This is a genomic window from Limnobacter sp. UBA3528 (assembly GCF_002377005.1).
Taxonomy (GTDB): domain Bacteria; phylum Pseudomonadota; class Gammaproteobacteria; order Burkholderiales; family Burkholderiaceae_B; genus Limnobacter.
This window is the reverse complement of the sequence record NZ_DFOZ01000031.1, coordinates 1-24861: the sequence shown is the minus strand read 5'-3', so window position 1 is coordinate 24861 and position 24861 is coordinate 1. Positions and strand designations below refer to the sequence as shown.

24 protein-coding genes and 1 pseudogene are annotated in these 24861 nt (G+C 51.8%); 10 read left to right on the top strand and 15 right to left on the bottom strand.

Translation table 11 applies throughout. The features are described from left to right. From B4N58_RS08795 to B4N58_RS08755, 9 genes are all read right to left on the bottom strand, one after another. Positions 1–282, bottom strand: a complete 282-nt coding sequence (locus B4N58_RS08795; RefSeq protein ID WP_291748286.1) for a hypothetical protein — start codon at positions 280–282, stop codon at positions 1–3. Between the two features lie 74 nt (positions 283–356). Continuing rightward, entirely contained in the window at positions 357–689 is a 333-nt protein-coding gene (locus B4N58_RS08790; protein WP_291748282.1) for a hypothetical protein, read from the bottom strand. Positions 690–713: 24 nt separating this feature from the next. After that, positions 714–1220, bottom strand: coding sequence for a chemotaxis protein CheW (locus B4N58_RS08785; RefSeq protein ID WP_291748279.1), 507 nt, complete (start codon positions 1218–1220; stop codon positions 714–716). 16 nt (positions 1221–1236) lie between these two features. Continuing rightward, positions 1237–3216 (bottom strand): chemotaxis protein CheA, encoded by a 1980-nt coding sequence (locus B4N58_RS08780; RefSeq protein WP_291748276.1) that lies wholly within the window; start codon positions 3214–3216, stop codon positions 1237–1239. Next, complete coding sequence (locus B4N58_RS08775; protein WP_291748273.1) at positions 3206–3514, bottom strand: STAS domain-containing protein; 309 nt, start codon at positions 3512–3514, stop codon at positions 3206–3208. The genes B4N58_RS08780 and B4N58_RS08775 overlap by 11 nt, the downstream gene beginning before the upstream one ends. A 25-nt stretch (positions 3515–3539) precedes the next feature. Then, on the bottom strand, positions 3540–3905 hold the full coding sequence (locus tag B4N58_RS08770; protein ID WP_008251063.1) for a response regulator: 366 nt from the start codon (positions 3903–3905) through the stop codon (positions 3540–3542). Between the two features lie 16 nt (positions 3906–3921). Continuing rightward, positions 3922–4989, bottom strand: a complete 1068-nt coding sequence (locus tag B4N58_RS08765; RefSeq protein ID WP_291748268.1) for a methyl-accepting chemotaxis protein — start codon at positions 4987–4989, stop codon at positions 3922–3924. Between the two features lie 26 nt (positions 4990–5015). Further along, positions 5016–6620 (bottom strand): methyl-accepting chemotaxis protein, encoded by a 1605-nt coding sequence (locus B4N58_RS08760; RefSeq protein ID WP_291748265.1) that lies wholly within the window; start codon positions 6618–6620, stop codon positions 5016–5018. A gap of 335 nt (positions 6621–6955) precedes the next feature. Next, positions 6956–8098, bottom strand: coding sequence for an acyl-CoA dehydrogenase family protein (locus B4N58_RS08755; RefSeq protein ID WP_040513244.1), 1143 nt, complete (start codon positions 8096–8098; stop codon positions 6956–6958). Between the two features lie 127 nt (positions 8099–8225). On the opposite strand from B4N58_RS08755, the gene B4N58_RS08750 reads away from it, so the two are divergent. After that, positions 8226–8831 carry a TetR/AcrR family transcriptional regulator gene (locus B4N58_RS08750; RefSeq protein WP_291748261.1) on the top strand — a complete coding sequence of 202 codons (606 nt, stop codon included), beginning with the start codon at positions 8226–8228 and terminating at the stop codon, positions 8829–8831. A 19-nt stretch (positions 8832–8850) separates the two neighbouring features. Here B4N58_RS08750 and B4N58_RS08745 read toward each other — a convergent pair whose 3' ends face one another. After that, positions 8851–9054: a YjfB family protein gene (locus tag B4N58_RS08745; RefSeq protein ID WP_008251056.1), complete on the bottom strand. Its 204-nt coding sequence runs from the start codon at positions 9052–9054 to the stop codon at positions 8851–8853. Between the two features lie 74 nt (positions 9055–9128). Continuing rightward, entirely contained in the window at positions 9129–9452 is a 324-nt protein-coding gene (locus tag B4N58_RS08740) for a hypothetical protein (protein WP_156799662.1), read from the bottom strand. A gap of 177 nt (positions 9453–9629) precedes the next feature. On the opposite strand from B4N58_RS08740, the gene B4N58_RS08735 reads away from it, so the two are divergent. Continuing rightward, positions 9630–11333 (top strand): acyl-CoA dehydrogenase family protein, encoded by a 1704-nt coding sequence (locus tag B4N58_RS08735; protein WP_156799661.1) that lies wholly within the window; start codon positions 9630–9632, stop codon positions 11331–11333. Here B4N58_RS08735 and B4N58_RS08730 read toward each other — a convergent pair. After that, a complete protein-coding gene (locus B4N58_RS08730) occupies positions 11258–11743 on the bottom strand; it encodes a hypothetical protein (protein ID WP_291748255.1) in 486 nt (161 codons plus the stop codon). The two genes, B4N58_RS08735 and B4N58_RS08730, sit on opposite strands and share 76 nt — an antisense overlap. 103 nt (positions 11744–11846) lie before the next feature. Here B4N58_RS08730 and B4N58_RS08725 point away from each other — a divergent pair, with 103 nt between their 5' ends. The 5 genes from B4N58_RS08725 to B4N58_RS08705 all read left to right on the top strand — a co-directional run bounded on the left by B4N58_RS08725 (position 11847) and on the right by B4N58_RS08705 (position 17044). Beyond that, on the top strand, positions 11847–12086 hold the full coding sequence (locus B4N58_RS08725; protein WP_291748252.1) for a DUF2798 domain-containing protein: 240 nt from the start codon (positions 11847–11849) through the stop codon (positions 12084–12086). Positions 12087–12190: 104 nt separating this feature from the next. Continuing rightward, positions 12191–14272 (top strand): FkbM family methyltransferase, encoded by a 2082-nt coding sequence (locus B4N58_RS08720; RefSeq protein WP_291748250.1) that lies wholly within the window; start codon positions 12191–12193, stop codon positions 14270–14272. Between the two features lie 142 nt (positions 14273–14414). Then, positions 14415–15557, top strand: coding sequence for an oxygenase MpaB family protein (locus tag B4N58_RS08715; RefSeq protein ID WP_291748248.1), 1143 nt, complete (start codon positions 14415–14417; stop codon positions 15555–15557). Positions 15558–15617: 60 nt separating this feature from the next. Next, entirely contained in the window at positions 15618–16448 is an 831-nt protein-coding gene (locus B4N58_RS08710; RefSeq protein ID WP_291748245.1) for an SDR family oxidoreductase, read from the top strand. 5 nt (positions 16449–16453) lie between these two features. Next, positions 16454–17044: a TetR/AcrR family transcriptional regulator gene (locus B4N58_RS08705; protein ID WP_291748243.1), complete on the top strand. Its 591-nt coding sequence runs from the start codon at positions 16454–16456 to the stop codon at positions 17042–17044. On the opposite strand, the gene B4N58_RS08700 is transcribed toward B4N58_RS08705, so the two are convergent. Beyond that, a complete protein-coding gene (locus B4N58_RS08700; protein ID WP_008253205.1) occupies positions 17041–17916 on the bottom strand; it encodes a sterol desaturase family protein in 876 nt (291 codons plus the stop codon). The genes B4N58_RS08705 and B4N58_RS08700 overlap by 4 nt on opposite strands. Before the next feature lie 101 nt (positions 17917–18017). On the opposite strand from B4N58_RS08700, the gene B4N58_RS08695 reads away from it, so the two are divergent. The 3 genes from B4N58_RS08695 (at position 18018) to B4N58_RS08685 (ending at position 21076) form a co-directional block, all read left to right on the top strand. Further along, entirely contained in the window at positions 18018–18914 is an 897-nt protein-coding gene (locus B4N58_RS08695; protein WP_291748239.1) for a LysR family transcriptional regulator, read from the top strand. Positions 18915–18985: 71 nt separating this feature from the next. Beyond that, positions 18986–20587: an alpha/beta hydrolase family protein gene (locus tag B4N58_RS08690; protein WP_291748237.1), complete on the top strand. Its 1602-nt coding sequence runs from the start codon at positions 18986–18988 to the stop codon at positions 20585–20587. 42 nt (positions 20588–20629) lie between these two features. Beyond that, positions 20630–21076 carry a GFA family protein gene (locus B4N58_RS08685; protein WP_291748234.1) on the top strand — a complete coding sequence of 149 codons (447 nt, stop codon included), beginning with the start codon at positions 20630–20632 and terminating at the stop codon, positions 21074–21076. Here B4N58_RS08685 and B4N58_RS08680 read toward each other — a convergent pair. Continuing rightward, positions 21069–23831, bottom strand: a complete 2763-nt coding sequence (locus tag B4N58_RS08680) for a jacalin-like lectin (RefSeq protein ID WP_291748231.1) — start codon at positions 23829–23831, stop codon at positions 21069–21071. The genes B4N58_RS08685 and B4N58_RS08680 overlap by 8 nt on opposite strands. A gap of 581 nt (positions 23832–24412) precedes the next feature. Continuing rightward, positions 24413–24861 (bottom strand): annotated as a pseudogene (locus tag B4N58_RS08675) (hypothetical protein); the annotation flags it as partial.

The window sequence follows — 24861 nt, the reverse complement described above, 5'->3', positions numbered from 1 at the left end:
TCAAAATCCAGGCGTAATTCCGAAACCCAAGGTGAATGCCCTGGCATTTTGAAAGGTGCCGTAGTCACTGCCATAGCTGGCATCGATCTGCAAAAAATCAGGAATGAGAGTGTAGCGCGCACCGATCCGCCAACTCAAAGCGTCTTCGACACCTGAATAAGTTTCAACCGAAAACCCGATTCGCTCGTTGAGTGAATAATCGAGCGCCGCGGCCTTGAAAATACTGTTGTCATTCTGGGTTTGGTCACTGTATTGCAAATACCCAAGGTTTAGGTGAAGCAATAAATCCTCGCCCCTCAAAGGCACAGATGCAATCGTGGTCAGCAGTGTTTCTTGTGAAGACTCATCGGTAGACTTCAGGCGCCCCCACTCTCTGCTGGCCGCCAGGCCGAACCCAGGAGAGTCGCTCGTAAAGTCTTGAAAATATGTTTGTAACCAAGCGAAGATAGGAATTGATCTTCCTGATTCCCATGAACCCTACCCAGCCCAAGACTGAACTCGCCCTGGCCCAACAAGTTACAACCACCATTGAAATTGTCTTGTCGCAGTTCTCGCGATGATTCGGTCCAAAAATCAAGCTGGCAGGTTCTGAATTCTGCAGCCGACGCATCGTCGGTTTCAATGGGGCGGCCAGCTTGTGCCGATTGAATATTGGCCAACATCAACAAGGCACAGGCGGCGAATCGCATCAAAAAAAGTTTCCTGAAAGAAGTTCAGGCACCCGCAATGGCTTCCTCTTCGATGCCGGCTGATGCCTGTGTTAAAGCGTCCTGATCAATATTGAAATCCATCAGGCGTTCTACATTTAAAAGTAGCACAAACTCCTCGCCTACCCGCCCAACGCCCTTCAGAAAATCGGTATTCACACCAGCACCAAACTGGGGTGGCGGGTTCACGGAGTCGCTGGACACATCAACCACGGCGTTGACTGCATCTACCATGAAGCCGATTACCTGCGACTCATCCTGTACGCTTGATTCAAGTATCACGATGCAGGTGCGGCGATTCACTGAAGTTTTGCCTTGACCGAATCGCGACGATAAATCAATGACCGGCACCACTGCGCCGCGCAGATTGATCACACCGCTGATGCAAGCCTGCATCATGGGTACCAATGTGATGTTGCCGTGTTCGATAATTTCTTTGACGCGTAAAATTTCTACGCCCAGTTTTTGTTGATTCACTTGAAAGGTTAGGTACTGCTTGATTTCTGCGTTCATTTCCATTCCTTTAGATTCAGTTTTTTCCCATGAAACTGCGAGTGATGGACTGCCCCACTTCACTGATCAGTTTTGGAATATCCACAATCAAAGCCACTTCACCGTTGCCCATAATGGTGCCGCCGCTGACAGCGGGGTTGCCTTCAAACAAACCACCCAAGGGTTTGATGACGGTTTGAGATTCACCGAGCAAACGATCAGCCACAATGCCAACCTTCAGCCCGCCATGGCTTACCACGATGATGTTTTCGCGCTTGGGCTTGTCACTTGTTTCACCAAACACTTTACGCAGACGAATGCAAGGCAAGTATTCGCCTCGCAGGTCGTAACTTAAGTCCACTGCATCGCTGCCGCCGCCCTGGCCTGTCAGTTCTACACATTCGCGCACGTAGGCCAGTGGAATGACATACACGCTATTTCCAACGGCAATTTGAAAACCATCAATAATTGCAAGCGTAAGGGGCAAGCGAATTTCAAATGTAGTGCCCACACCCTCTTTGGAGCGAACATTCACGGTGCCGCGAAGTGCCTCGATGTTTCGCTTGACCACATCCATACCTACACCACGTCCCGAGATGTCAGTGACTGCTGCCGCCGTTGAAAAACCTGGAGCGAAAATCAGCATATTGATGTCCGACTCACTCAATGACTGTGTGGCCGACACAATGCCTTTCTCAATGGCCTTGGTCCGAATCTTTTCATGTACCAAACCCCGACCGTTGTCGCTGACTTCAATCACAATATGACCACCATCGTGATAGGCATTCAGTGTCAGCTTGGCTTTGTCTTGTTTGCCAGCGCCCAGACGTTCATCGGGTGTTTCAAGCCCGTGGTCCATGGCATTGCGAACCAAATGCATCAGCGGGTCGCTGATTTTCTCGACCACCGACTTGTCCAGTTCGGTTTCCTCGCCCTGAATGATCAAGTCGACCTCCTTGCCCAAGGATTGTGCTGTGTCACGCACCACACGTTGAAAACGCTGAAAACATTCACCGATTTCAACCATGCGTAAACCCAGAGCACCATCACGAATTTCTTCGATGAGGGCACCTACTGCACAAGTGGCTTCCAACAGGGCAAAGCTTTGAGACTTTCGCGCTTGCTCAACGGTACCCGCGTTGGCAATTACCAGCTCACCAACCAAATTGATCAGCGCGTCCAGTTTGTCGGACTGCACTCGAATGGTGGAAGTGGCTGCTTTGACTGGCGCTTTTCTGGCCGCAGTTTTCAACTCGCGTACTTGCTCTGAGACCGTGTTCTTCTCTTCGGTCACAGGAGCAGCCACGGCAGCAGAAGTCACAGACACCTTGCACTCGTCGGGCAAGAACTCAAAGGCATCAAGAATCTCTGCTTCCGATTGCTCTGTTTCATAAATTGCTTTGAACCCAAGAAAACAAGATTCAGGATCAAACTCGCCTAATTTTGGAATGTGTTGTAACTGAGGCTCCATCGACTTGAACTTTCCTGACTTTGCCAGATAGTTGAAAATCGAATAAGGATCAAAACCATCGCGAAATGTGTCCACGCCCAGTTCAACCTGTATCTGCCACTGGCTTGTACCTGTTGACACGGCGCCCGCTGGCTCATCCAGCAAATAGGCCTTCAACTGCCCAGTCAGCCCGGCTTGCTTAGCCACACACTGTTGATCGAGATCAGCTGCATCAACACCATGCTCCAAACTTTCAACCAAGGTGTGAACCTGATCGCAGCAAGCCAGCACCAAATTACCCAACGCAGAATCAAATTGAAGTTCCTGATTTCGCACGCGATCCAACACGGTTTCAAGATCGTGAACAAAGTGAGTAATGTTTGCAAAACCGAACACCCCCGCACTGCCCTTGATGGTGTGGATGGCGCGGAAAGCTGCATTCAGCAATTCCAGGTCTTCGGGATTTTTTTCCAGTTGAAGAATCAGATTTTCCACATCGGCCAACAACTGGTAAGCCTCAGCGAAAAACACACTCTTGATGGAGTCCAGATCAATATCAGTGCTCATCAGAACCTCGCTTGCCAGGTACCAACAATTCACTCAAACCGAGTCGCTCTGCCTTGGCCAGAAACTCGGGTGTAACCCCAGTCCAGTCGACCCTGTTTTGAAACATCGGATCGAGTCGAATGGCTGCAAGCAGTTGAAGACCTGCGGTGTCAATGTCGTCGCATGCAGAAAGATCCAACAGCAAGGTTTCTGCGGTTTCCAGTGCAACTGAAATTTGGTTCAGGTTGTTGCTGGCCTGCGCAATCGTCAAGGCATTGAAGCGCAACACCTGCGCTTGCCCGGTGATAGTATGTTCCATGGTTCACCCTCCTGTGGCGCAGCAGTTAAGCCACCAGCTTGTTGACAGCGGCCAGCATTTGCTCAGGCTTGAATGGTTTGACCATCCAGGCTTTCAAACCTGCCGCCTGACCCTGTGCTTTCAATGTGTCGTCGGTTTCAGTGGTCAGCATGATGATGGGTACAAACTTGTAGTCGGGCATCTTTTTAACCTCCCTTACAAAGCTCAAACCATCCATATTTGGCATGTTCAAGTCGCTCACGATCAAATGTACTTTGCGCCCGTCCAGCTTGGTCAATGCGTCTTTGCCGTCGCAACCTTCTATCACTTCAAAACCCTGAGACTTCAAAGTCATGCCCACCACTTGACGCAGTGAGGTGGAATCATCAACTACCAATACTGTTTTACTCATGCTCAATTCTCCTGATTCAGAAAAAAGTCAGCTCATCGCTGCCTGCTTTTCCGGACTTCGCGGCTTTGTTCTCTGTAGCGCCACTGCCGTGGTTCTGACGCTCTTCAGCCATGGTGTATCCACTCTCCAGGGTGTGCATCAATTCGCCCACCGAGATCGCCTCCAGCCCGGTTGTGCATTGCTCACCAAACTGTTTCAAACTGTGATCCACATGGCCGATGATCTGGCTGACACGGTCCTGAAACTGAAAATGAACAATGGCAGCACTGAGTTCATTGCTGACATAACCGGTGTTTTTCACAATGCCATCGCTGGCACTTTGCAAGGGGCGCGTCACCGCCTCAAACTGTTGAATCACCTGTTTGAAGGTATGATCTGAATCAGATAGCAAGTCCTGATCAGAGGCTTCCATGCGAATGGCGCCTTCACTGGCTTTTCTCGCGGCAATTGCAATTTGCTGAATACGGGTACGGATTTGCTGCCCGGTTTGTGCAGACTGATTTGAAAGTTTCCGGACCTCATCGGCTACCACCGAAAAACCGCGTCCCTCTTCACCGGCACGCGCAGCTTCAATAGCAGCGTTCAGGGCCAACAAATTGGTTTTGGCAGCAAGATCCTCCACTGCTGAAGCCATTTTGCTGAGCTCTTCGGTTGAAGCGATAAAACCTTTCACTTCTTCCATCAACTCGGCTTTCTCCAGAAAGGCCCGGCGAATCTTGTGCTGCATGGCCTCGAGGCTTGACTGGGATTGGTTGATCAAACTTTGATCTGACCCGCCCGCTTGACCAATAATGCCAGCGGCCTCTGTAGCCAGGCTCATGGTTTCGTTCAAGCGCTCATGGATGGATGAAAAAGCCGAGGTCAGTTTCACAACGCCTTGTTCCATTTGCCCATTTGCAGTGTTTAACTGCGAGCACAAAGTGGGTGCCCATCGCTCAGCCAAATCCTTGAGGTTCAAGTGACTTGTTTCAATCAAGGCTTCTGCCTTCGCATGCTCAGTAGCCAAGGCGGAAAGCCTTTCTTCAGTACACTGTGCACCACCCGCCTTGCCACGACCTGTAAACCATTTTTTCATGAATTTCATGATCGACTCCAGTACGCGAATGCAGATTAGAATTCACCAAATTCATCATCGGTTTTCGCGACTGTATTGCCTTGCTTTACTTTCCCACGCGCTGGTTTGCTCATGCGGCTCATTTGCTGGCTGCTGGTCTTGAAAAAAGCCACCAGGTTCTGCAGTTGGGCTGCGTGGTCATTCATTTCCTCGGCTGTGGCCGCCAATTCTTCGCTTGCACTGGCGTTTTGCTGGGTGATCTGACTGAGCTGGGTCATTGACAAACTGATTTGTTGACCCGCTGATTTTTGCTCGTCACTGGCTGCGGTAATTTCCTGTACCAAATCGCTGGTGCGCTTGATATCGGGCACAATCTTGTTTAACAAAGTGCCAGCTTTCTCGGCCACATCCACACTGGACTCTGCCAGTTTGCCAATTTCCTGCGCCGCTTCCTGACTGCGCTCAGCCAGTTTGCGAACCTCAGTGGCCACAACCGCAAACCCTTTGCCATGCTCGCCTGCACGGGCTGCCTCAATGGCTGCATTCAATGCCAACAAGTTGGTTTGATAGGCGATGTCATCAATAATCATGACTTTGTCAGCAATGCTTCGCATGGCTTCTACAGTGCTTGCAACCGCCTTGCCACCCTCTTCTGCATCGCGAGCAGCCTTGGTTGAAATGTCCGATGTAACGCGTGAATTGTCCGAGTTCTGGGTGATGGATGAACTGATTTGTTCAATCGACGCAGTGGTCTCTTCAACGCTGGCAGCCTGCTCACTTGTTGCATTCGACAGGTTGCCGGAAGTTGCACTGACCTGCTCGCTGGCCGTGGCCAGGCTGTCACAACTGGCGCGTACTTCGGTTACAACACCAGCCAGTCGTTCAGTCATCTTTTTCATGTCGTACAGCAAACTGGTGGTGTCACCTTTGGCCAGTTGAATATCGACGGTCATGTCGCCATCAGCAATTCGTTTCACCAAATCACCTGCATAGGAAGGCTCTCCACCGATCTGTCGCATCACACTTCGGGTAATCAAGAAGCCCAAGGCAATGCCTGCTGCAAAAGCAAACAGCACAAACACCGTCAATGTCCACTTGGATGATTCGTACAAACTTTCAATAAAACCGACAGTCTTCAAGGCATTTTCTTCCTTGTTGGCAGTCAATTGCTCAAACAGTGCATCCGTTTCCTTTGCATGCTGGCCTTGTACTTTCCAAGTGGCCAAAAACTCGGCTGGCAATACCATGTATGGCTCTTTCTCTGCTGCGTCTGCCAAAGCACGGGTCGCACTTAACCAGTTTTTGTGTTTTTCGCGAACCTGTTTGATCAATTCACGCCCCTCAGGAGAAATGAAAAGCGGATCCGCTTTTTCAATGACCTCTTCCAGCTTGGTAAAGCGTCCTTCGAGACCCGCACGGGCCTTTTTGCGCGCTTCTTCATCTTTGGCAATCAGAATGGTTCGCCAATCCCGCGCGGCCGCGGCGCGATGAATACCGGCGTCTTTGATGTAAGAAAGGCCCATCAACTCACGATCATAAATTGCGCGTGACGCGTCATTGATCTGGTTCATGTTATACAAACCGAGACCGCCAACTGCGGCCGTAAGAATGGAGGTGACCACAAAGGCGGTCAGTAGTAATTTTTTCAGCGTCAATTTCATTTGAGTTCCCACAAATAGAAGTGTTCTTTGCAATGGCTTGGCGGTGACGAATCGCCCATTGAATGAATGGGTCGTTCGTACTTCAGGAAGGCTTTCTTTGTCTATTTAGGTGATCTAGAAACCGATGAGGAACTGCTTGTCATTCAGGAATCAAACTGCTTGATCAAGGCAAGAATTGCTGGGTCAACCCGATGGGTTAATCCAAAGCCATGACTTATTGTCGGCAAGAAAGGACGAAAAATAGTGTCTGAAAAAAGGGGATCCCCCCTACTTGCGGGGGAGTACGGGCATAAAAAAACCCGCCAGAAGGCGGGTTCTTTTTCAGCCGGTTCTGCTCAAAGCGAACGGGCAATGATCTCTTTCATGATCTCGCTTGAACCACCATAAATACGCTGCACCCGGGCATCTGCATACATTTGTGCAATCGGGTACTCCATCATGTAACCGTAACCGCCAAAGAACTGTAGGCATTCATCAATCACCTTGCATTCCAGCTCGCTCAAATGCAATTTGGCAATCGATGCAGTCGCCGCATCCAGCTTACCAGCCACCAGTTTCTCAATCGAATTGTCAATGAAAGCTCGAGCCACCACCGCTTGAGACTTCAGTTCGGCCATTTTAAAACGCGTGTTCTGGAACTCGAAAATCGATTTACCAAAAGCCTTGCGTTCTTTGGTGTATTCCAGGGTAATTTCAATGGCCATCTCAATGGCAGCCATCGCACCCACGCCCAGCATCAAACGCTCGTAGGGCAATTCAACCATCAGCTGCATGAAGCCCATGCCTTCTGCACCCAATACGTTTTGGGTTGGAATGCGCACATTGTCAAAGAACAGTTCGCAAGTGTCTTGCCCTTTCTGCCCAAGCTTCTCCAGAATACGGCCTACCTTAAAACCCTCTGCTTTCTTGGTTTCAAGCAACAACAACGTGGTACCTTTCGCACCGGCGGAAGGGTCGGTTTTGGTGACCAGAATAATTACATCGGCCAGGTAACCGTTGGAGATAAAAATCTTCGAACCATTCACCACGTAGTGATTGCCGTCTTTCACGGCACTGGTACGAATACCCTGCAGGTCTGAACCGGCACCGGGCTCACTCATGGCAATCGCACCAATCATTTCACCGCTTGCCATTTTGGGCAGGAAGTATTGTTTCTGTTCTTCCGTACCGTGATTCAAAATGTACTGGGCTGCAATGGCGTGTACATGCACACCGAAGGAACGATCACCGCTGTAGGCCAGTTCCTCAAACAACACAGCCATGTGCGTGAAATCACCACCAGCACCACCATATTCTTCAGGAATATCCGCCGACAACAAACCCATTTCGCCGGCCTTGTTCCACAATTCACGGTCCACATGCTGCTGCTTGGCCCACTTGTGTTGGTTGGGCTTGATCTCGGTTTCTACAAAACGGCGAACGTTGGAACGGTAAAGTTCGAGGTCGGAATTCATCCAGCTGGGCTTGGGGTATCTCATTTGTCTCTTCACACTCTCAAAGTTATAGGTCACATGACCGAATGTCGTGAAATGATTATAGGTCACATGACCTATTTGTCAACAATCAAGCCCACGTTTGAAACAAAATTTGAGTTAAAGTACGCCCATGAACACACACGCCACCACAGACAAAGGTCAAATTCGTTCGCAGGAAATTCTTAGCACCGCCCAAGCTATATTGGCCGCCGAGGGTTATGCGGGTCTGAGCATGCGCGGCGTGGCCACGCAATTGGGCATCTCGCTAAGTACGGTGCAGCATTACTACACAAACAAGGAAGCACTGATTGAAGCCTTGCTGACCTATGTGATGGACAACTACCAGGCTGCTGTTGCGCAAGTAATGAACGCAATGAGTGACAAAAGCCAGCTTGAGCGTTTTAAAACCATTATTGACTTGATTCTGATTGAAATCCGCAGACCCGAAACTTTCGGTGTGCTGGCAGAAATTTATGCCTTGTCAAACCGTTTGCCATTCGCAGCACGTTTGGTCGAGGCGGTGTACGCCCGGGAAAGAAAAGAAATCTTCAAACTGATCTACGGCTTGGAGCCAAAGATCAGCAAAGCGGAATACAAGTTGAGAGCTGCCATGATTGTGGTGCAAATTCACGGCTTGGTTTCACAACTGGCTCAAGACAACGACCCAAGCCTTAGCCGAAAGCAACTGGAACAAGCTGCCAGGCAAAGCTTTTTGATGTTGGCTACGAAGGCCTGACCGGCCTTGCAGCCAATCTTCAGGCGTAAACGTTCAGGCGGGTACCCAAGTTGCCACTGGTGGCCAATGCTGGGGGCTGGGGAATGGACTGAATAAGCTGTGCCACGGAAGACTCTGCGATGTCCATGGTTTTCTTGAACACCGCAATTTGGCCTTGTTGAATCGACTGTGCTTGCTGCATTTGTACCGTGGCATTCACCATGGCTGCTGGGGAAACATCCATTTATTCTCTCCGTATCTGTAATTCTGATAACGGCAGTTTGCGCTGAAACTTGAGTGTTTGATGGGTGCAGGATTTCAGTGCCCCTTTTTGGCACGGTCCAGTATTTGAACCACCAGTTCGCTGCGTATTTGCTCACCCCGTTCCACATTCTGGGTATGCAACAAAACATTTTCTTCAATCAGTTTTGCCATAGAGCTCAGCAATACATAGATAAGGTCTTCTGCCTTGAACATGGCGGCATTTTGAAGAATATTCAACGCGCCCAGACAACAAGAATGGCGCAGCGCCATTTCATCCACGGCCAGGTCCCCGTAATCAAGTGGGTCCTCCTTGGCAACTTCATTGACCAACATCACAAGGGTGTTCAAATCAATTTCTACTTGATGCGTTGTTGCCATGGTGTTTCTCCGTGGTGAGCACACCTTCGTTCTACCATAGCGCTGTACAGAAAACCAGCACAAAATGGGTGGGATACCAACCTTAAAATAGGCTATTAGATAATTACAAATATTTGCATTTATGATTTAATTAAGTAATTATTAGAACATAAGCCAAAAATTACAGGGATGAACGCCATGAAAACCGCCAAAGAACTGCAAGCCAGCCCAATCGTGGGCGAAACCCATCAAGTACAGAATGTGGCCAGCGAATTGCACAGCTACAACCTGTTCACCACCGATGCGGCGCTGCTTGAAGGCGTGAAGCGCGAAGGTGGTGCCTGGGGAATTCCAGAAATCGCGGCCTTTGGCGACAAATGTGGCAAACCCGAGTACCTTGAGTTGGGTTTTCTGGCGAATAAATACCCCCCTGAACTGGACACACACGACAGGTTCGGCAACCGGGTCGATTCCGTGCGCTATCACGGTGCTTACCATGAATTGATGAAATCGGCCCTGGAAGAAGGCCTGCACAGCCAGCCATGGACGAACCCACGCGAGGGTGCCCATGTGGTGCGCGGCGCCAAGGCATTCATGCAAAGCCAGGTGGAGGCCGGCCATGGGTGCCCCGTCACCATGACCTTTGCCTCCATTCCAAGTTTCCGCCTGCAACCTGAAGTGGCTGCCATTTTCGAGTCAAAAATACTGCATCGCGGCTACGATCCCCGCAACCTGCCCGTCGATGAAAAACTGTCTATTACTGTGGGCATGGGTATGACCGAAAAACAGGGGGGCTCGGATGTGCGGGCCAACAGCACAGTGGCAACACCAGTGAACCAGCCCGGTGCCGGGCAAATGTATTCCCTGGTGGGCCACAAGTGGTTTTTGTCGGCACCCATGTGCGATGTGTTTTTGATTCTGGCGCAAACTACTGCAGGGGTATCGTGCTTTGCAGTGCCACGCTGGTTGCCCGATGGCACCAAGAATGCATTGAACGTGATTCGCCTGAAAGACAAAATGGGTAACAAATCCAATGCCTCCAGCGAAGTGGAGTTTCGCGGTGCCCAGGGCTGGCTGATTGGCGATGAGGGGCGCGGCGTACCCACAATTATTGAAATGGTCAGCCTGACCCGCTTTGACTGCATGGGTGCATCAGCAGGCCTGATGCGCGCTGGCTTGGCCAACGCCATTCACCACTGCAAACAGCGCGCGGCATTTGGTGCCAAGCTGATTGATCAACCGCTGATGCAAAACGTACTGGCGGATTTACAGCTGGAGTACGAAGGTGCCATGGCTTTTTCAATGCGCATGGCCCGCGCACTTGATTTGAAAGACAGCGACGAACACGAAGCACACCTGGCGCGGCTGGCCACCGCCGTGGGCAAGTACTGGATTTGCAAACGCGCGCCGCAACACAGCTACGAAATCATGGAGTGCATTGGTGGCAGTGGCGTGATGGAAAATTCGATTTATCCACGTCTGTTCCGCGAAAGCGTGATCAATCCGATTTGGGAAGGCAGCGGGAATGTGCAATGCCTTGATGTGCTTCGCGCCATTGGAAAAACACCAGCCGTGCTCATGGCCTTCAATGCCGAACTGAATAAGGCGCGTGGCGGCAATTCAATTTTGGACCAATACCTGGACAGATTGAACGACCAATTCATGCAATTGAACCCTGCTGACATGCACGGCCTGCAATACAGCGCCCGAACCATGGTGGATCAAATGGCATTGGCTTTTGAGGCATCGCTGCTGGTGCGCCATGCGCCCGATGCGGTCAGCGAGGCATTTTGTGCAAGCCGCCTGGCGGCACAGGGCCACCACAACTACGGTGCATTACCCAAAGGCTTGAATGTGAAGTCAATTATCGAGCGGGCCGACCCAGGCGTGGTGAAAGCGTAATTCCATTGAGCGGGTATTGCCACACCCCGCGCCTTGACCGACAGACTGTGCACCATGTCGTGAAAAGGCTTTCGCATGCGGGGAGTGGGCCAATACAATTGCCCAGCCAACGCGGGTTGCTGATCCAATACTGCTTCAATGGCGGGTATACAGTCGTTCCATACCAAGGCGTGGGGCCATAAGGTGAAAGCCCATTCAATGCTTTCCTGCTCGGCCAGCACCGAACTAAACGCCTCACAAGGCTTGCTGTGCAGTTGCACAACCTCGCCGTTCTCCAGGCACACCGCTGCCATGCAGTAACGCCCCTGTCCGGCGCCCGAGGCATCCACCAGCACATGCCTTCCTGTGCCGAACACGGCTGTCGTTCGATTTTCCACGGCCACACGAAACACCATGAACACTACATCCATTAAAAAAGCCAATCTGTTGATAAAAATGAGGGTGTTTACCCTGAGGGTGACCGCCCACAATTGTCGCTAAAATGCCCAAGTTCGAGAACCTCCACAACACAACATGAACGCCGTACCCCAAGCCCAACCCGGAAAACTATTCCAGCTGGTCTTTGCTCTCATTATGGGATTTCTCATGGTGGGCATTGTCACCTTCGTTACTACTGCCAGCAATTTTGGTTTCGGCAGTAATTTTCTGGCCACCTGGGGCAAAACCTATGTCATCGGCTATTTGGCTGCCGTACCTGCCATTTACATGTTGGCCCCAATTGCCAGGCGACTTACAGCCCAATTGCTGAACTAACGCACTGAACCGGCATTCCCCCTTTTCTCTGGTTTTGAACAGACCGGCCCCGAGCTTATCCTTGTGGTGAACAACACCCAAGTAACAGGCTCAGGAGCCAGCACGTGACTGAATTCAAGCGCACTCAGGAAATGCACCAGTATTATCGCGACATTCTGGTGAAAACCTACTTTTTTGATGAATTTGGAAAAATACCCAAGGACAAGTTGATCGCCCTGATCGACTCCAGTGCCTGCGACCCCATATCCTGCGCTGAAGCGCTACACAACTTTCAGTCTGGGTTACCCGCTGCAAAAGACTTGGCACTCAAACAAATGGTCATGCTGATTGCGCAATCTCATTTGTCGATGGATAAACATCGCAATGGCATTCAAAGCCCGCTGCCTGCAGCCTACAAAAAAGGGATTCGCGACGGGCTGATGCGCGTGCTGCAAAAAGTGCCCAGCGTGAAATACCTGATCAATGCCATTCAGATTTTGTATCGCATTGGTGAAATTGACGAGGCCATGGCCTTGGTTCGCAAAAATGAAAAAGTAGTCGACACCTCACCACACCTGCAACAAATTGTGGCCATGGTTTACACCATGGAAGAACGCTATGAAGACGCGTTGCCCTACCTGTTAAAGCTTGTTGATTCGGGTGCGCATCAAAGCAACTCACTGATCAAGCTGATGAGTATGGCTTGCATGTACAAGCTGGGGGCACTGCCCGATGAACCAGTTGATTTCGCAAGCCTTGCCAATGCACCGGAACCCCTCCATTCTGCATTTCCATACGAATGGCTGATTGCGCCCGGTAGCGCAAACCGCAGCAAACCCACACTGCTGATTGCCTGTGATGACAAATATTTCTACGAGCACGCCTTGGCCTTGGTGTACTCCGTACTTGAACACAACCAGGCCGATTTGCTGATTCACTTTCACCTGTATACACCCAATGCCAGCGTGGTAAAGGGCGTGCACCAATTGGTCGCAAAATACCCGCAGCTTGAAATAACTGCGACGTCCGAGCCAATCGATTTGAAATCGCCGACCAAGGTGGTTGAATTTGCAACCCGCCGGTTTGCTGCCTGTCAGGCATTGCTTGCGCATTTCGACGCACCCATTATTTTGCTGGATGCCGATGCACTGTGGCGTAAACCCTGGAGGCAAACCATCGGTGAATTGGCCAGTGACAACGATGTCATCGTTTGCCAACCCAAGGCAGCACCTTTCTGGGAGCATGTGGCCGCTGGTATGGTGTACCTGAACAACACCCCCGCAGCACAACGCTATATTGCACAGGTAGTCGCCTTCATTGAAGACAATTTGCGCAAAGGAAAATCACTCTGGTTTCTCGATCAAATTGCCCTGTCGGCCTGCCACCACGAGGCGAACAAACACCAATGGGGAATACAATTCGCCAGCATTGCGCCAGACAGGTTGATGGACGTAAACCATGGCGAGAATGCGCTGACCTGGGTAGTGACCAACCAAAAACACGCAGCGGGTGCCTACGCCGATTACAAACGCGCCCTGCAACAGCGCCACGGACAACTGCCTTACTCCAGCCCCAACGATGCGTTCCTGGCCATAAGCCACCAAAAAAAACCGGTTCAGTTTATTCAAGTGGGTGCCATGGACGGGGTCAGCTACGACCCTATTCATCCGTTTATTCGCAACTTTGGATGGCACGGCGTGTTGGTTGAACCCCTACCCGACATGCTGGAGCGCACACGCAACAACTACCAGGGCTGCTCTGGCCTTGTGTTTGAAAATGTCGCGATTACCGAGCAGGTAGAAACCAAACCACTGTATCGCATTGCCCCTGAAGTGATTGTGAAACACAAGCTGCCTGACTGGCTCAAAGGCATGTCCACATTCAGTGACACCAAATTAAAAGACTATCAACAATACGTCACAGTGGAAGAAGTACAGTGCATGCCCTTGATGAAACTGATTGAGCGCAACCCATTGCCTCACATTGATGTATTTCAGATCGACACCGAGGGATACGACTACAAAGTATTCAAACAACTCGATTTCTCGAAGTTCAGACCCACCATTGTCAACCTTGAAATCGTGAACCTGAACGCAGACGAAATGCATGCACTTGAGCAGGACTTGTTTGCTCAAGACTACGTGTTTTATCGCTATGAATTCGACATGATCGCAATGGACAGGCGATGGTTTCAAAATGCGACTTGAATGCGACTAAAAATTCGCTTTAGTCTGGGGCATTCACATTGTGTGTTTATGCCCCATGACGACCATAAATCATCCACACCCCGCACGGCTTAGACCATTCCATTTCACGCAAATTAAAACACCCTGGCTCATTCGAAAACTCTTGGGCCGGCCATTCGCCCCCACGCCCGAGGAATACGCAAGGCTGCACCACGGCCTTTTTGAAGGCGACCCGGCAATGGATTGCTATATTCAAGCCCGCATTGAGCAATCGCCCCACAAAGCCGATTGGAGAGAGTTTCACCAAGCACTGCACGCAGACGATCCACTGGCCTTTCAAGGCAGCGATGCGCTCCACACCTTGATTCAATCCACCTGCATCAACCCCGTGTGGGTAGACTGGAAATTGATTGAAGAAGGAGTGCAGTTTATTCACAGCACCGGGCGGGCTGCAACCGATGTGTTGCGCGATATGGCGCTGATGGGCGGCTACTTGATGGTGGCGTTCAACAAAACCTTGATTCTCACAGGTGAACTTGAAAAAGGTGCAGCGCCCCGGCTGGCCAGCACTGCACAATGGTGGCTGAAAGTGGTCAACCCACGTGCCAACCATGCAGGTGGCCCCGGAGCTATTGCCACGCTTCGCGTGCGGTGGATGCATGCCTTGGTTCGCCACCAGTTGCGAAACAGTTCCGACTGGGATTCGAGCCAATGGGGTTTGCCAATCAACCAGGTTGACATGGCCGCCACCTATTTGGGATTCAGCGTGGTCATGCTGCTTGGCTTGAGAAAAATGGGCATCGTCGTGACACCGCGCGATTCAAGAGCGGTGATGCAATTGTGGAAACTGATTGGCTGGCAAATGGGCGTGAAAGAAGAATGGCTTGTGGACACCGAAACACAGGCACTGATTGCACTTCGACAATTTTTATTCACCCATTCCCCACCCGACGAGTCAACCCACAGGTTAGCCACAGCGCTGGCCGGTGAACCGTTAAGCCGCAACTACACCTCGCTGCAAACACTGCGCAGGCACTATGCACACCAAAAGCACTTGAGTTCCTCCTGGTATTTGTTGGGGCCACGCCTGTTTAACAAGCTGGGGCTGCGCGCACCTTTCGGCCCGTTCATTGCCCTGTTGGCTGTACCGGCCAGAGCCTTATTGCACTTGTTGAGCCGCTGTGTGCCTGGGCTTTCAGCCCGACACCGCAAGCTGGGTCGCAAGTCGCAAGAAATTGCCGTGGCTGAACTTCAACAACGACAAGCCGAGCAACCCATAGCCCCAATTTCTATCAACGCGAATTGAATACGAACAATAAGTCGTATTAAACTGAACGTTTGATTGAATAAAAACAAGGGAGACACCATGGGAAGCTGGGCGAATAAAACCGTGTTCATCACCGGCGGCAGTCGTGGTATTGGTCGGGAAATCATTTTACGACTGGCCCGCGAAGGCGCCAACATTACCATTGCGGCAAAGTCAGACCAACCGAACCCCAAGCTGCCAGGCACCATTCATTCTGTGGCACAAGAGGTACGTGAAGCAGGGGGCAACGCCCTGCCCGTTGCGACCGATGTACGGGATGAGGAGCAAATCAAGCGAGCAGTACAAGCCACCGTGCAACAGTTTGGGGGCATTGATTTGTTGGTCAACAATGCTGGCTTCTTGGGTATTACCCAACTGGGCATCACTGAAACCAAAAAATTCGACCTGATGCATGCTTTGAACACCCGTGCCCCCTTGATTACGATGCGCGAATGTTTGCCACACTTGCAAGCCAGCAAGGGCACCGTATTGAACCTTTGCCCACCCATGAATCTTGACGAAGGCTGGCTAGGTGCTTTCATCCCTTACACCAGCACCAAGTACGCCATGACACTGCTCAGCATGGGGTTTCAGCAAGAGGTGAAAGCCAAAGGTATTGCAGTAAAAACACTGTGGCCAGCCACCTTGATTGCGACTGCGGCGGTGGGCATGTTCAGCGGCGAAGAAGGTTTGAATGTGTCTCGCAAACCCGAGATAATGGCCGATGCGGCCTTTGAGTTGATCAACCAGCGCGACCGTTTTTCATCGAAGGTCAGTTGGCTGGATGAGGAAGTTCTGCGCGAAACAGGCATTTCCGATTTCACCCAATATGCCAACAACCCCGCGCGTGCAAATGAAATTCAACGGGACTTCTACATCGGCAAATTCTGAACACCATGCGCAAAATTCCACAACAACAGCGCTCGAAAGAACTGGTGGCGCGCCTGGTTGAGGCTACAGCGCAATCGGTTCGAGAACATGGCATGGACAAGTTCACCACCCACCATGTGGCTGAACTGGCCGGGGTTAGCGTGGGTTCGCTTTATCAGTACTTTGATTCACGCGAAGACCTGGTTGAAGCACTTCTGGAGGATGTAACCCGGAATTTGCGAACAGGCTTGAACACGCTGGTGCTTTTGAAAACCACCGACCTGCGCGACATGGTCGAAAAGTCGGTTCACTTTGGCATGGGCTTTTTGCGTGCCGACGACGGCCTGGCCATTGAACTGGTGCGCAACTGGTACCGCCTGCCTACACAAAACGTGGTGCGCCTGCTGCAAGACACCCTGTTGGATTTCATGCGCATGTACCTGTTGAAAAATCCGCTGGCCAACAATCCAGAACGGCTTCACATTCGCAGCTTCATTATTGCCAACGCCATTGTGTTCACCATGATTCGGGCCATCAGCGAACCCAACCCTTTTATCACCGACGCGGAGCTGGAAAAGGAACTGGTTGAAATGGTGGTGAGCTACCTGAATGCCTAATTTGAATTCTTGTTCTCATCGTAAATGGTGCCGCCGAACCGCAAAGCAGAATCGGCCCGTTTGGAATGGGCAAGCGGATAAAACATTTGATGTGCCCAATGTTCCTGCCCGTGAATGCGATCATCCATCAAACCAATGTGGTCAGGGTACTTGCGGGTGATGTGGGCCGTGCCGAAAATAATGTCCCACAAAAAAAGCATATTGCCGAAGTTGCCGGTGTAGTGTCCAATTCCGTCTTTGTTCGTGAGTGCATGGTGCGCCCAGTGCGTGGCCGGTGTTGAAATGGTGCGCTCTAGAAGCCACATCAGCGGGTGCAAGGCGCGAATTTTGTACAAAGGCTCATCCCACCGCCACGAACAATGCGCGCCAAGAATAATCGTCAATTTCAGGGTTAAATAAGCGGCGTACACCCAACCGCCGAAGCCCAGAAAAAGCAAGGCACCGGCAATCCACAGACCAGGCATCATCAGGTAGTAAAAAAAGTTGTTGCGAAAGGTCATTCGTACACTCATGTACTGCGCAGAATGGTGAGCGCGGTGCAATGGCCACAGCAAGGGCGAATGCGAAGCCCGGTGCCACAGGTATTGCGTTAAATCATCCCCCAGCAGCAACACGGCAAACATGGCCCACCAAGGCCAGTCTGCCCATATGCCCTGCCATTGCGAAAACCATGCTTCGCCCATGTTCTGCGTCGCCAGAATAACAAGTGGCTGGGTGAGTGCCACCAGGCTGATGAACATGAACAACTCCAGCTTGGTGTCATTGGCGGTGGCATTTACCGTGGTCTGGTATCGGCGCGTGACAAACTCCATCAATGCAAAACCTGCAATGGCGATCAAGATAAGCACGTTCTGGAATTCCGAAATTTGCATGTTCAGCCCCGGGAAATTGGTCAATATATTCAATGTAAGCTTGTCTACACAATTCGTCCAATGCATAATAAATGCACTATCAATGCAATCAATGCATTAAAATGACCAATCTTCATCAACTTGAACATCTCTTGGCACTCGATGAAGAACGCCACTTTGCGAAAGCTGCGCAAAAGGTTCACCTAAGTCAGCCTGCATTCAGTCGCAGCATTCAATCGCTTGAAAAACAAACAGGCTTGCTGCTCTTCGAGCGCAAAGGCGGCGAAATACGCCCCACGCCCGCAGGTCAGTTTCTAATTCAACGTGCGCGCACTCTGGTCCTCGAAGCAAAAGCACTGAAACGCGACCTTGGCTTGTATCAACAAGGCGAGGTTGGAGAATTGGTGTTTGGTGTGGGGCCCTTTCCCGCAGCCACACTGGCTGGACATGCGATTGAAAAAATTCGCCTCGAATTTCCTCGAGTTTCAGTGCGTGTTGAAATCGACAACCCGGCCAACCTGTTGACCTTGTTGTTGAAAGAGGAAATCGATTTTTTCGTGGCCGACACCGGCGAAGTCAATGCCGCACCCTATTTAAATATTCAACCATTGATGCGGAAGTACGGCCATTTGTATGCGCGCAGCCAGCACCCACTCGTGGGCCAGTGTCATCGGTTCGAAACCGCCTGGCAATACGGCATTGCGTCAGTTAAATTGCCAGACATGCTGAAGGCCGGCCTGGGCCAATTGTTGGGGCAAAACAACCGCAACCTGCCGCAACTTGCACTGGAATGCGACGACGTGAACCTGCTGCATCAAATCGCCTTGAGCACCAACACCATAGTGGCCTCTACAGAACTTGCCGCCAAACCTTGGCTGGACAAAGGTAGCTTGATGAAACTGGACATCATCGATTTTCCGCCGCTGTTCAGCAATATTGCCATCGTTCACTTAAGTAGCAGATCACAGTCGCCAGCTGCCACTTATGCGATCAAACAATTCCAAGACAAGATTGTTTAGTACCCATCGTCGAATCTGAATGGTTACCCCTTGAGGTAATAGACCTAACCACACCTGTACAGAGACTGCCCGTGAGCGCCACCCTAGTTGCCCGTTTACTATCACTCACCGTTGCGGCTCTTCTTGCCGCCTGCGGCACCGAAGAAACCACTGTCGCAAACTCTTCAACGGGAATATCGGCAAGCCAGGTCTCAGCCAACAACGCCAATCTAGAACTTGACCTAAGTTGCGACACAGCCACCTACCCCTCAGCAGCACTTCTACAATGTGAACTGGGCAATGTCGCCAGAACCTTGGAAGCCAATATTGAGCAATTAATGCCCGCCTTTGTGTCTCGCGAATTGCAACAAAGCGCCACCAACATTCAAGCCGTGTTGCAACGCAGCGCGCAAGACCCCAGCTGGAACTTGCCGCCTGCTTTTGGTAACACCGGACTGACGCCCCTGTGTGCAGGTGGCGCTGGCCCTTGCGTGGGCGACCCTTTTCGCTACCCAGGTGTGAGCGGCCCCGACGGCGATATTTTTTACACCCAGCAAGCTGAAGTGTTACCTGTGGTGTATTACGACCAAGGCTGTGCACGCATTTCCGGACAAGTCTGGAAACCAAGAAACACTGGCAATCGCAAATTGCCCGCTGTCATCATCAAAAACGGTTCTGTCCAAGCCAACGAAGCACTCTACTGGTGGGCAGCACAGGAATTGGTGCGGGCTGGCTACATGGTGCTGACCAACGACCCACGCGGTCAGGGCTTGTCTGATTTCGCAACGCCAACCGGCGAACAGGGTGGCAATATCAATGGGGCGGTGTTCTTCGAAGGGCTGGTCAACGACATTGATTTTCTAATGTCTTCTCCAAGCAAACCTTACCCGCATGAACTGAGTTGCAAAGGCACCTACCCCACAGTCACACAAGCATTCAACCCATTTCACCAGCAACTGGATGAGACGCGAATTGGCGCAGCTGGCCACTCCTATGGCGCGGCTGGTGTGACCTGGGTACAAAGCTATGGCGCAGAAGACAGTGAACCGTGGCCAGGCCTGCTCAGCAAAACCAATCCGCTGAAAGCAATTGTGGCTTGGGATGCTTTGGGGTCCCGCAACACCCCGGCCAGTGCAACATTGACCAGCCTGCTTTCAACTCAAACGGTAACCGGGACACTACCCGTGGGTACCCTAATCAATCCAGAAGGCGCGCCACCGGTCAGCCCGCGTGTGCCCGCACTTGGGTTCACTTCAGAATACGGATTCACACCCGCACCATTTGTACGCAATACGCCGCGAGAAGAACACTTGGCAGGTTTTAAGGACTGGGTTGCCGCCGGTGTACCTGTTTACAACATCACAATTGCGGGTAGCACACACCTTGACTATTCACCAGGCCCCGCCCTACCGGCAAGCTCTTGGTGCCCCAAAACAGACAACAATGCCTGCGAGGGTGGTTGGGCCAAGCCCATGATCACCCACTACACGCTGGCCTGGTTTGACCGCTTTCTAAAAAAGCCGGGCGAGCAAGGATATGACGATGCTGATCTTCGTTTGCTTGATGATGCACAGTGGGCTGAACGCATGAGTTTTCACTTTGCGAGCGCGCGAAGATTTAAAACGCGTGACGGTCAATTGTTTTTCAGTGAGGATATCCGGATGCAGTACCCCAAAAAATCCTCCACTCTGTGAAGCGGCACTGTCAACCCATCGTTCAATTGTAGGTATTGCTTAATGAACAACACCTTCCGCGCACAGTGCCAATGCGGCCAACTGTCCGTCAGCTTCACCCAAGCGCCAGTCGCACAGCTGGTCTGCCATTGCCGGGATTGCCAGGCCATCAGCGGCCTGCCTTATACCAACATCGCTTTCTTCAAGACCGAAGAACAATGTGCCCAAGGGCAATTCGACCCGATTGAAATGACTGGCGGCTCCGGCAAGCCCAAGCAATACCGGCGGTGCAGTCGGTGCAGCGGTTTTTTGTATGCCACGGTGGATGTGTTAACCGGTCTGTTGGGTGTGGCGGCTGACAAGCTGGAAGCACCTTTTGAATTCAACCCGATGGCCCATGTGTGGACCAGTGAAAAAGCGCCCGAAGTGGAAATTCCTTCGGGCGTTTTCCAGTTTCCCAAGGCACCACCTTTCAGACCTGGCAAAAAGGCGGGTACTGCGGCTACTTAGGCGTCTTTGGCACCTTTATCTTCGGCTTCTTAGGCACTGCCACAGAGACTTGGGACGGATTTGTCGCATAATCCGTCGACCGGAAGATCAGCTGGTCGGTGCGGTCGCCCGAGCGACCCGACATGCACCCGAGCTTCTGGCCGGGAGTCACCTTGTACTCGCCGTTCATCTTGCTGGAACCATAGTTGCCGTGGGTCCGGCCGGTGTTCGTGTAGAAGATGACGCCTTCCACCTCGTCGCTGCCGCGGTAGCTCACGCGCACCACGTATTCGTCTGGTGCCAGCAGCACCTCTTCCTTGAAAGCCCTGTTGGCGCCATGTGCCTCCCCCCATCCGCCAGGGTATTTGAACTGCAACAAGTCCACCTTCTTGCCGCTGTACACACGCCAGCCGGTGACGTGCTGCCCCTTGCACACGACATCGTCCGACCAGGCGCTGCCGCCGCCGCCGCCGACCCGCACGCTTCCCGCAGGGGGTGTCTGGGAAAACGCACCGGGACTGCCGTCGCGCCCCTCCGCCTTGCCGTGGTCCAGCCAGTGGATGAATGCCGCCTCGTAATTGTTCGCGCCAAACGCCCGCTGCAAATCCGGATAGCGTGCGAGATAGGAGGTGACATCGAAGTCCGCGCTGCCCTGGCGACCACGTTCGATGCCAAAGGTTACCCAATCTAAAACCAAAGCCTTGGCATCGGGATTGGTGCCCCACATCTTCACGACGTCTGGATGTTTCGCGTAAAACGCCATGTCGAACTCGAGCGAGCCCCGCCACTTGGCTGGATAGCCGGTCTGACCCCAATGCGCCACCAGGTCAACTTTCTTTGCGACCAGTTCAGGGTGTTTGTCATAGTAATAATCCCAGTTAAAGACGCTGCGATCGTAATGTACGTGCGACGTATCCGCCGGCTTGCCTACAGAGCCGCCGACTGCGCTGACAACTGCATTGGTGCCACCCGACCACAATTTGGTAGCTCCATCAATCGACGCTTGGGCGGCCCTCTGCGCCTCTTTTTTGGTCTGTTCATAGGCCTGATTTGCTGCATTGCTGATCTTGTTCAGCTCCGCTTGGGCAGCGCTCGCGGTGTAGCCGCTCAAATGCTTGTACTCACTTGCGATCTTGTTGTAAGCCGCCTCCAGCTCCTTGCCGATACAACCGCTGATTTTGCCGGGGTCCACATTGACACCGCCCTGCCCTTCGAACACGTCAGCCAGGTTGGTGCTGGGCTTGATCTCCACTTTCGTTTTGATTTCGAACGGATTGACGCAAGTGGCATTGACTGCCACCGTCATGGAATTGGCATCCATCCCGATGGAAATCTTTTGGCCGGCAACATTGCCCGCCAAGGTGATGTTCTGCGTATTTTCATTGATGGCTGTGGTGGCCTGCAACTTGAACGGAACCTTGCCCAAGGGGCCAAGCTTGAGGGTGACCTGCTCACCAGCGTCGCCGATCAACCCCGCTTTGCCTGCCGACGCATACAACCAGCCCATTTTCTGACCAAAAATAGTCACGTCACCAGCCACCTTCAGCAGCGGCCCACCCTCGGCCAGCGGGCCGAGCAGAACCACATTGAAGTATTTGTTGTCGGTGGGGAACGGCTTGCTGCTGTCGCCAAATCGGTATTGCGGTGGCGGTGTCGGGTTGTTCAACTGAAACATAGACAGCGGCTTGGTCATTGCCAGCAAAGGGGCCTTGAACGATTGAATATTGCGGATAAAGCCGCCACCATATTTCGCCAAACGTGGGTCGGGCGAAGCCATGGCCACCATGACTCGAACCTGATCTTCCATGGTAAGGCTGGCTGGCGTCGCCATGCGAAACGAGAAGTCCGCCAGATCCATGGCGCCTTCCGGGCCCAGCGGCGTCTGGAAATTCAGGATGATGTTCTTGTCCTCGGCCCCCTCGAACCGCGCATTGCCCTTGTAGCCAAACACCAGTTCGTTATTGAGGAAGAAAACCGCGTCCGCCAGCTGTACCTTCGGCATGATCAACTGGAGGTTCGCATTCGGCGGAAACTGGAATTCGATAAATGATTCTGGCTTCACTGCGTCAGCCCCGGCTTCCCGCAGCGACTTGGCTTGTGCGACCGCTGCAGCACCACCGCCTGCCGCGCTCGCAAGATCCGCAGGAATGGGCATGACCACAGCTGCCCGCATCATCATATTGCTGGCATCCACGCCCAAAGATTCCATTTGCATCTTGATGCGCCCACCCAGATTGACCCGAGCGGCCATCTGAACACCGCTGGAAAAAGACAGGGTGTTGATGTTGAAATACTTGTCACGCACGATCTTCTGCAGCGCCGGTGGCATGCGTATGTTGTCGAGTTCAAAGTCGGTCGTGGATATGGAAAGGATGGGCGCATTCAACGAGGTCTCGCCCATCACCTTTTGCACTTTCTCGCCCAGCAAATGGGGCATGGCCACTTTTTTGTCGACCACCAGCAACAGGGTCTGCTCGATTTCGCCGTTGGTGAAGAAGTAGAGCTGCAGAGGCCCCGATTGCGTCATGTAGCAGCCCTTGAAACCGGGGCCGCAACCGGTTTTTTTCAAGGTGCCCACCATGCTCTGCAATTCGTCCTTGATACCGGCAATCGGCAGGCTGGTGAGCACCTGCTTCAGGCCGGCACCTACAGGCGGTACATCGCTGGCTTTAACAGGTGCTGTTAATCCCCATGTCAGAAAAAGGCAGGTGACAAACTTCAGCCATTTCGGAATCGGCGTGCAAGCACAGTGAGTCGCTTTGGTACTTTGCTTCATCTTATTGTTCTCCAGTGTCGAGTGAAGTCAACAGCGTTGCCATGGCCAATATCGAAGATTTGAACCGTGGCAGATAAATTTGGAGAATATTACAAAGCTGAATTCATGGAGTCCCTTCAAAAGGACTAACCCATGAGGCGACCAATTGAATTGAAACAGATGCGAAACGAAAAAGGCCCACAGTGCTGTGGGCCTTCTTGTATTTGGCTCCCCGACCTGGACTCGAACCAGGGACCTGCGGATTAACAGGCCGAGGCTAAACGCCTTAAAATCAATAGCTTAATACTAAAAATTTCCCGCAAAATCAATTTCTTCGATACCCCAGAACCCGCATGAATACTGGGCCCATAATTTTTTGCGGGAATGATTTCTTTTGGGAACATCGATGGGACAACGACGAATCAAATAAAGGTGATAAATGCATCAACTTACTTAAAACAAACCTTCTACTAGATCGTTCATAGGGTCGGCCCGCCATCAATCTTACAAAAACTATAAATCCCGTTATTAACCTTCTTATCACCAATGAGGAGCAGTAGAAAAGCCGCCCAAAGGACAGCTTTTCTTTTTGTAACTTTCAATCACTTAACTTTGCGACGGAAGCCAAACATCAACAGTGCCATACCGAACAAACCATAAAGGCCTATCGCACCGCCACCACCGCCACCAGCCGCTGCCGCAGGAGTAGATGTTGGCTGTACCTCAGTTGAAGATGCCGTAACGTTTCCGCTTGAGTCTTTCATGGCAGTCACGGTGTACAACTTATCCCCGTGGTTTGAAGATGCCTGAATCGAACTAGAAGAAGGCTGCCCGGGAGCAGTCTCTTCAATAGCTTGCCCACGAACTTGGAACTGGTAAAGCATGCCAGTACTAATTAGGCTAAACACCAAGCTATTACCGTCTTGGCTGATTGCAACCGTAGAACCATCAGCAGTAGTACCGTTTACAATCTCACTGACAGAGGATAACCCCGAATCTTCCAATGCAACCGGTGTTGGTATAGGCGCAGGTGTCGGATCTGGATCAGGTG

What these genes read in the sequence shown, in the direction of transcription:
- B4N58_RS08790 (WP_291748282.1), bottom strand. Translation starts at nt 689, where the DNA reads ATGCGATTCGCCGCCTGTGCCTTGTTGATGTTGGCCAATATTCAATCG.
- B4N58_RS08785 (WP_291748279.1), bottom strand. Translation starts at nt 1,220, where the DNA reads ATGAACGCAGAAATCAAGCAGTACCTAACCTTTCAAGTGAATCAACAA.
- B4N58_RS08780 (WP_291748276.1), bottom strand. Translation starts at nt 3,216, where the DNA reads ATGAGCACTGATATTGATCTGGACTCCATCAAGAGTGTGTTTTTCGCT.
- B4N58_RS08775 (WP_291748273.1), bottom strand. Translation starts at nt 3,514, where the DNA reads ATGGAACATACTATCACCGGGCAAGCGCAGGTGTTGCGCTTCAATGCC.
- B4N58_RS08770 (WP_008251063.1), bottom strand. Translation starts at nt 3,905, where the DNA reads ATGAGTAAAACAGTATTGGTAGTTGATGATTCCACCTCACTGCGTCAA.
- B4N58_RS08765 (WP_291748268.1), bottom strand. Translation starts at nt 4,989, where the DNA reads ATGAAATTCATGAAAAAATGGTTTACAGGTCGTGGCAAGGCGGGTGGT.
- B4N58_RS08760 (WP_291748265.1), bottom strand. Translation starts at nt 6,620, where the DNA reads ATGAAATTGACGCTGAAAAAATTACTACTGACCGCCTTTGTGGTCACC.
- B4N58_RS08755 (WP_040513244.1), bottom strand. Translation starts at nt 8,098, where the DNA reads ATGAGATACCCCAAGCCCAGCTGGATGAATTCCGACCTCGAACTTTAC.
- B4N58_RS08750 (WP_291748261.1), top strand. Translation starts at nt 8,226, where the DNA reads ATGAACACACACGCCACCACAGACAAAGGTCAAATTCGTTCGCAGGAA.
- B4N58_RS08745 (WP_008251056.1), bottom strand. Translation starts at nt 9,054, where the DNA reads ATGGATGTTTCCCCAGCAGCCATGGTGAATGCCACGGTACAAATGCAG.
- B4N58_RS08740 (WP_156799662.1), bottom strand. Translation starts at nt 9,452, where the DNA reads ATGGCAACAACGCATCAAGTAGAAATTGATTTGAACACCCTTGTGATG.
- B4N58_RS08735 (WP_156799661.1), top strand. Translation starts at nt 9,630, where the DNA reads ATGAAAACCGCCAAAGAACTGCAAGCCAGCCCAATCGTGGGCGAAACC.
- B4N58_RS08730 (WP_291748255.1), bottom strand. Translation starts at nt 11,743, where the DNA reads ATGGATGTAGTGTTCATGGTGTTTCGTGTGGCCGTGGAAAATCGAACG.
- B4N58_RS08725 (WP_291748252.1), top strand. Translation starts at nt 11,847, where the DNA reads ATGAACGCCGTACCCCAAGCCCAACCCGGAAAACTATTCCAGCTGGTC.
- B4N58_RS08710 (WP_291748245.1), top strand. Translation starts at nt 15,618, where the DNA reads ATGGGAAGCTGGGCGAATAAAACCGTGTTCATCACCGGCGGCAGTCGT.
- B4N58_RS08705 (WP_291748243.1), top strand. Translation starts at nt 16,454, where the DNA reads ATGCGCAAAATTCCACAACAACAGCGCTCGAAAGAACTGGTGGCGCGC.
- B4N58_RS08700 (WP_008253205.1), bottom strand. Translation starts at nt 17,916, where the DNA reads ATGCAAATTTCGGAATTCCAGAACGTGCTTATCTTGATCGCCATTGCA.
- B4N58_RS08695 (WP_291748239.1), top strand. Translation starts at nt 18,018, where the DNA reads ATGACCAATCTTCATCAACTTGAACATCTCTTGGCACTCGATGAAGAA.
- B4N58_RS08685 (WP_291748234.1), top strand. Translation starts at nt 20,630, where the DNA reads ATGAACAACACCTTCCGCGCACAGTGCCAATGCGGCCAACTGTCCGTC.
- B4N58_RS08680 (WP_291748231.1), bottom strand. Translation starts at nt 23,831, where the DNA reads ATGAAGCAAAGTACCAAAGCGACTCACTGTGCTTGCACGCCGATTCCG.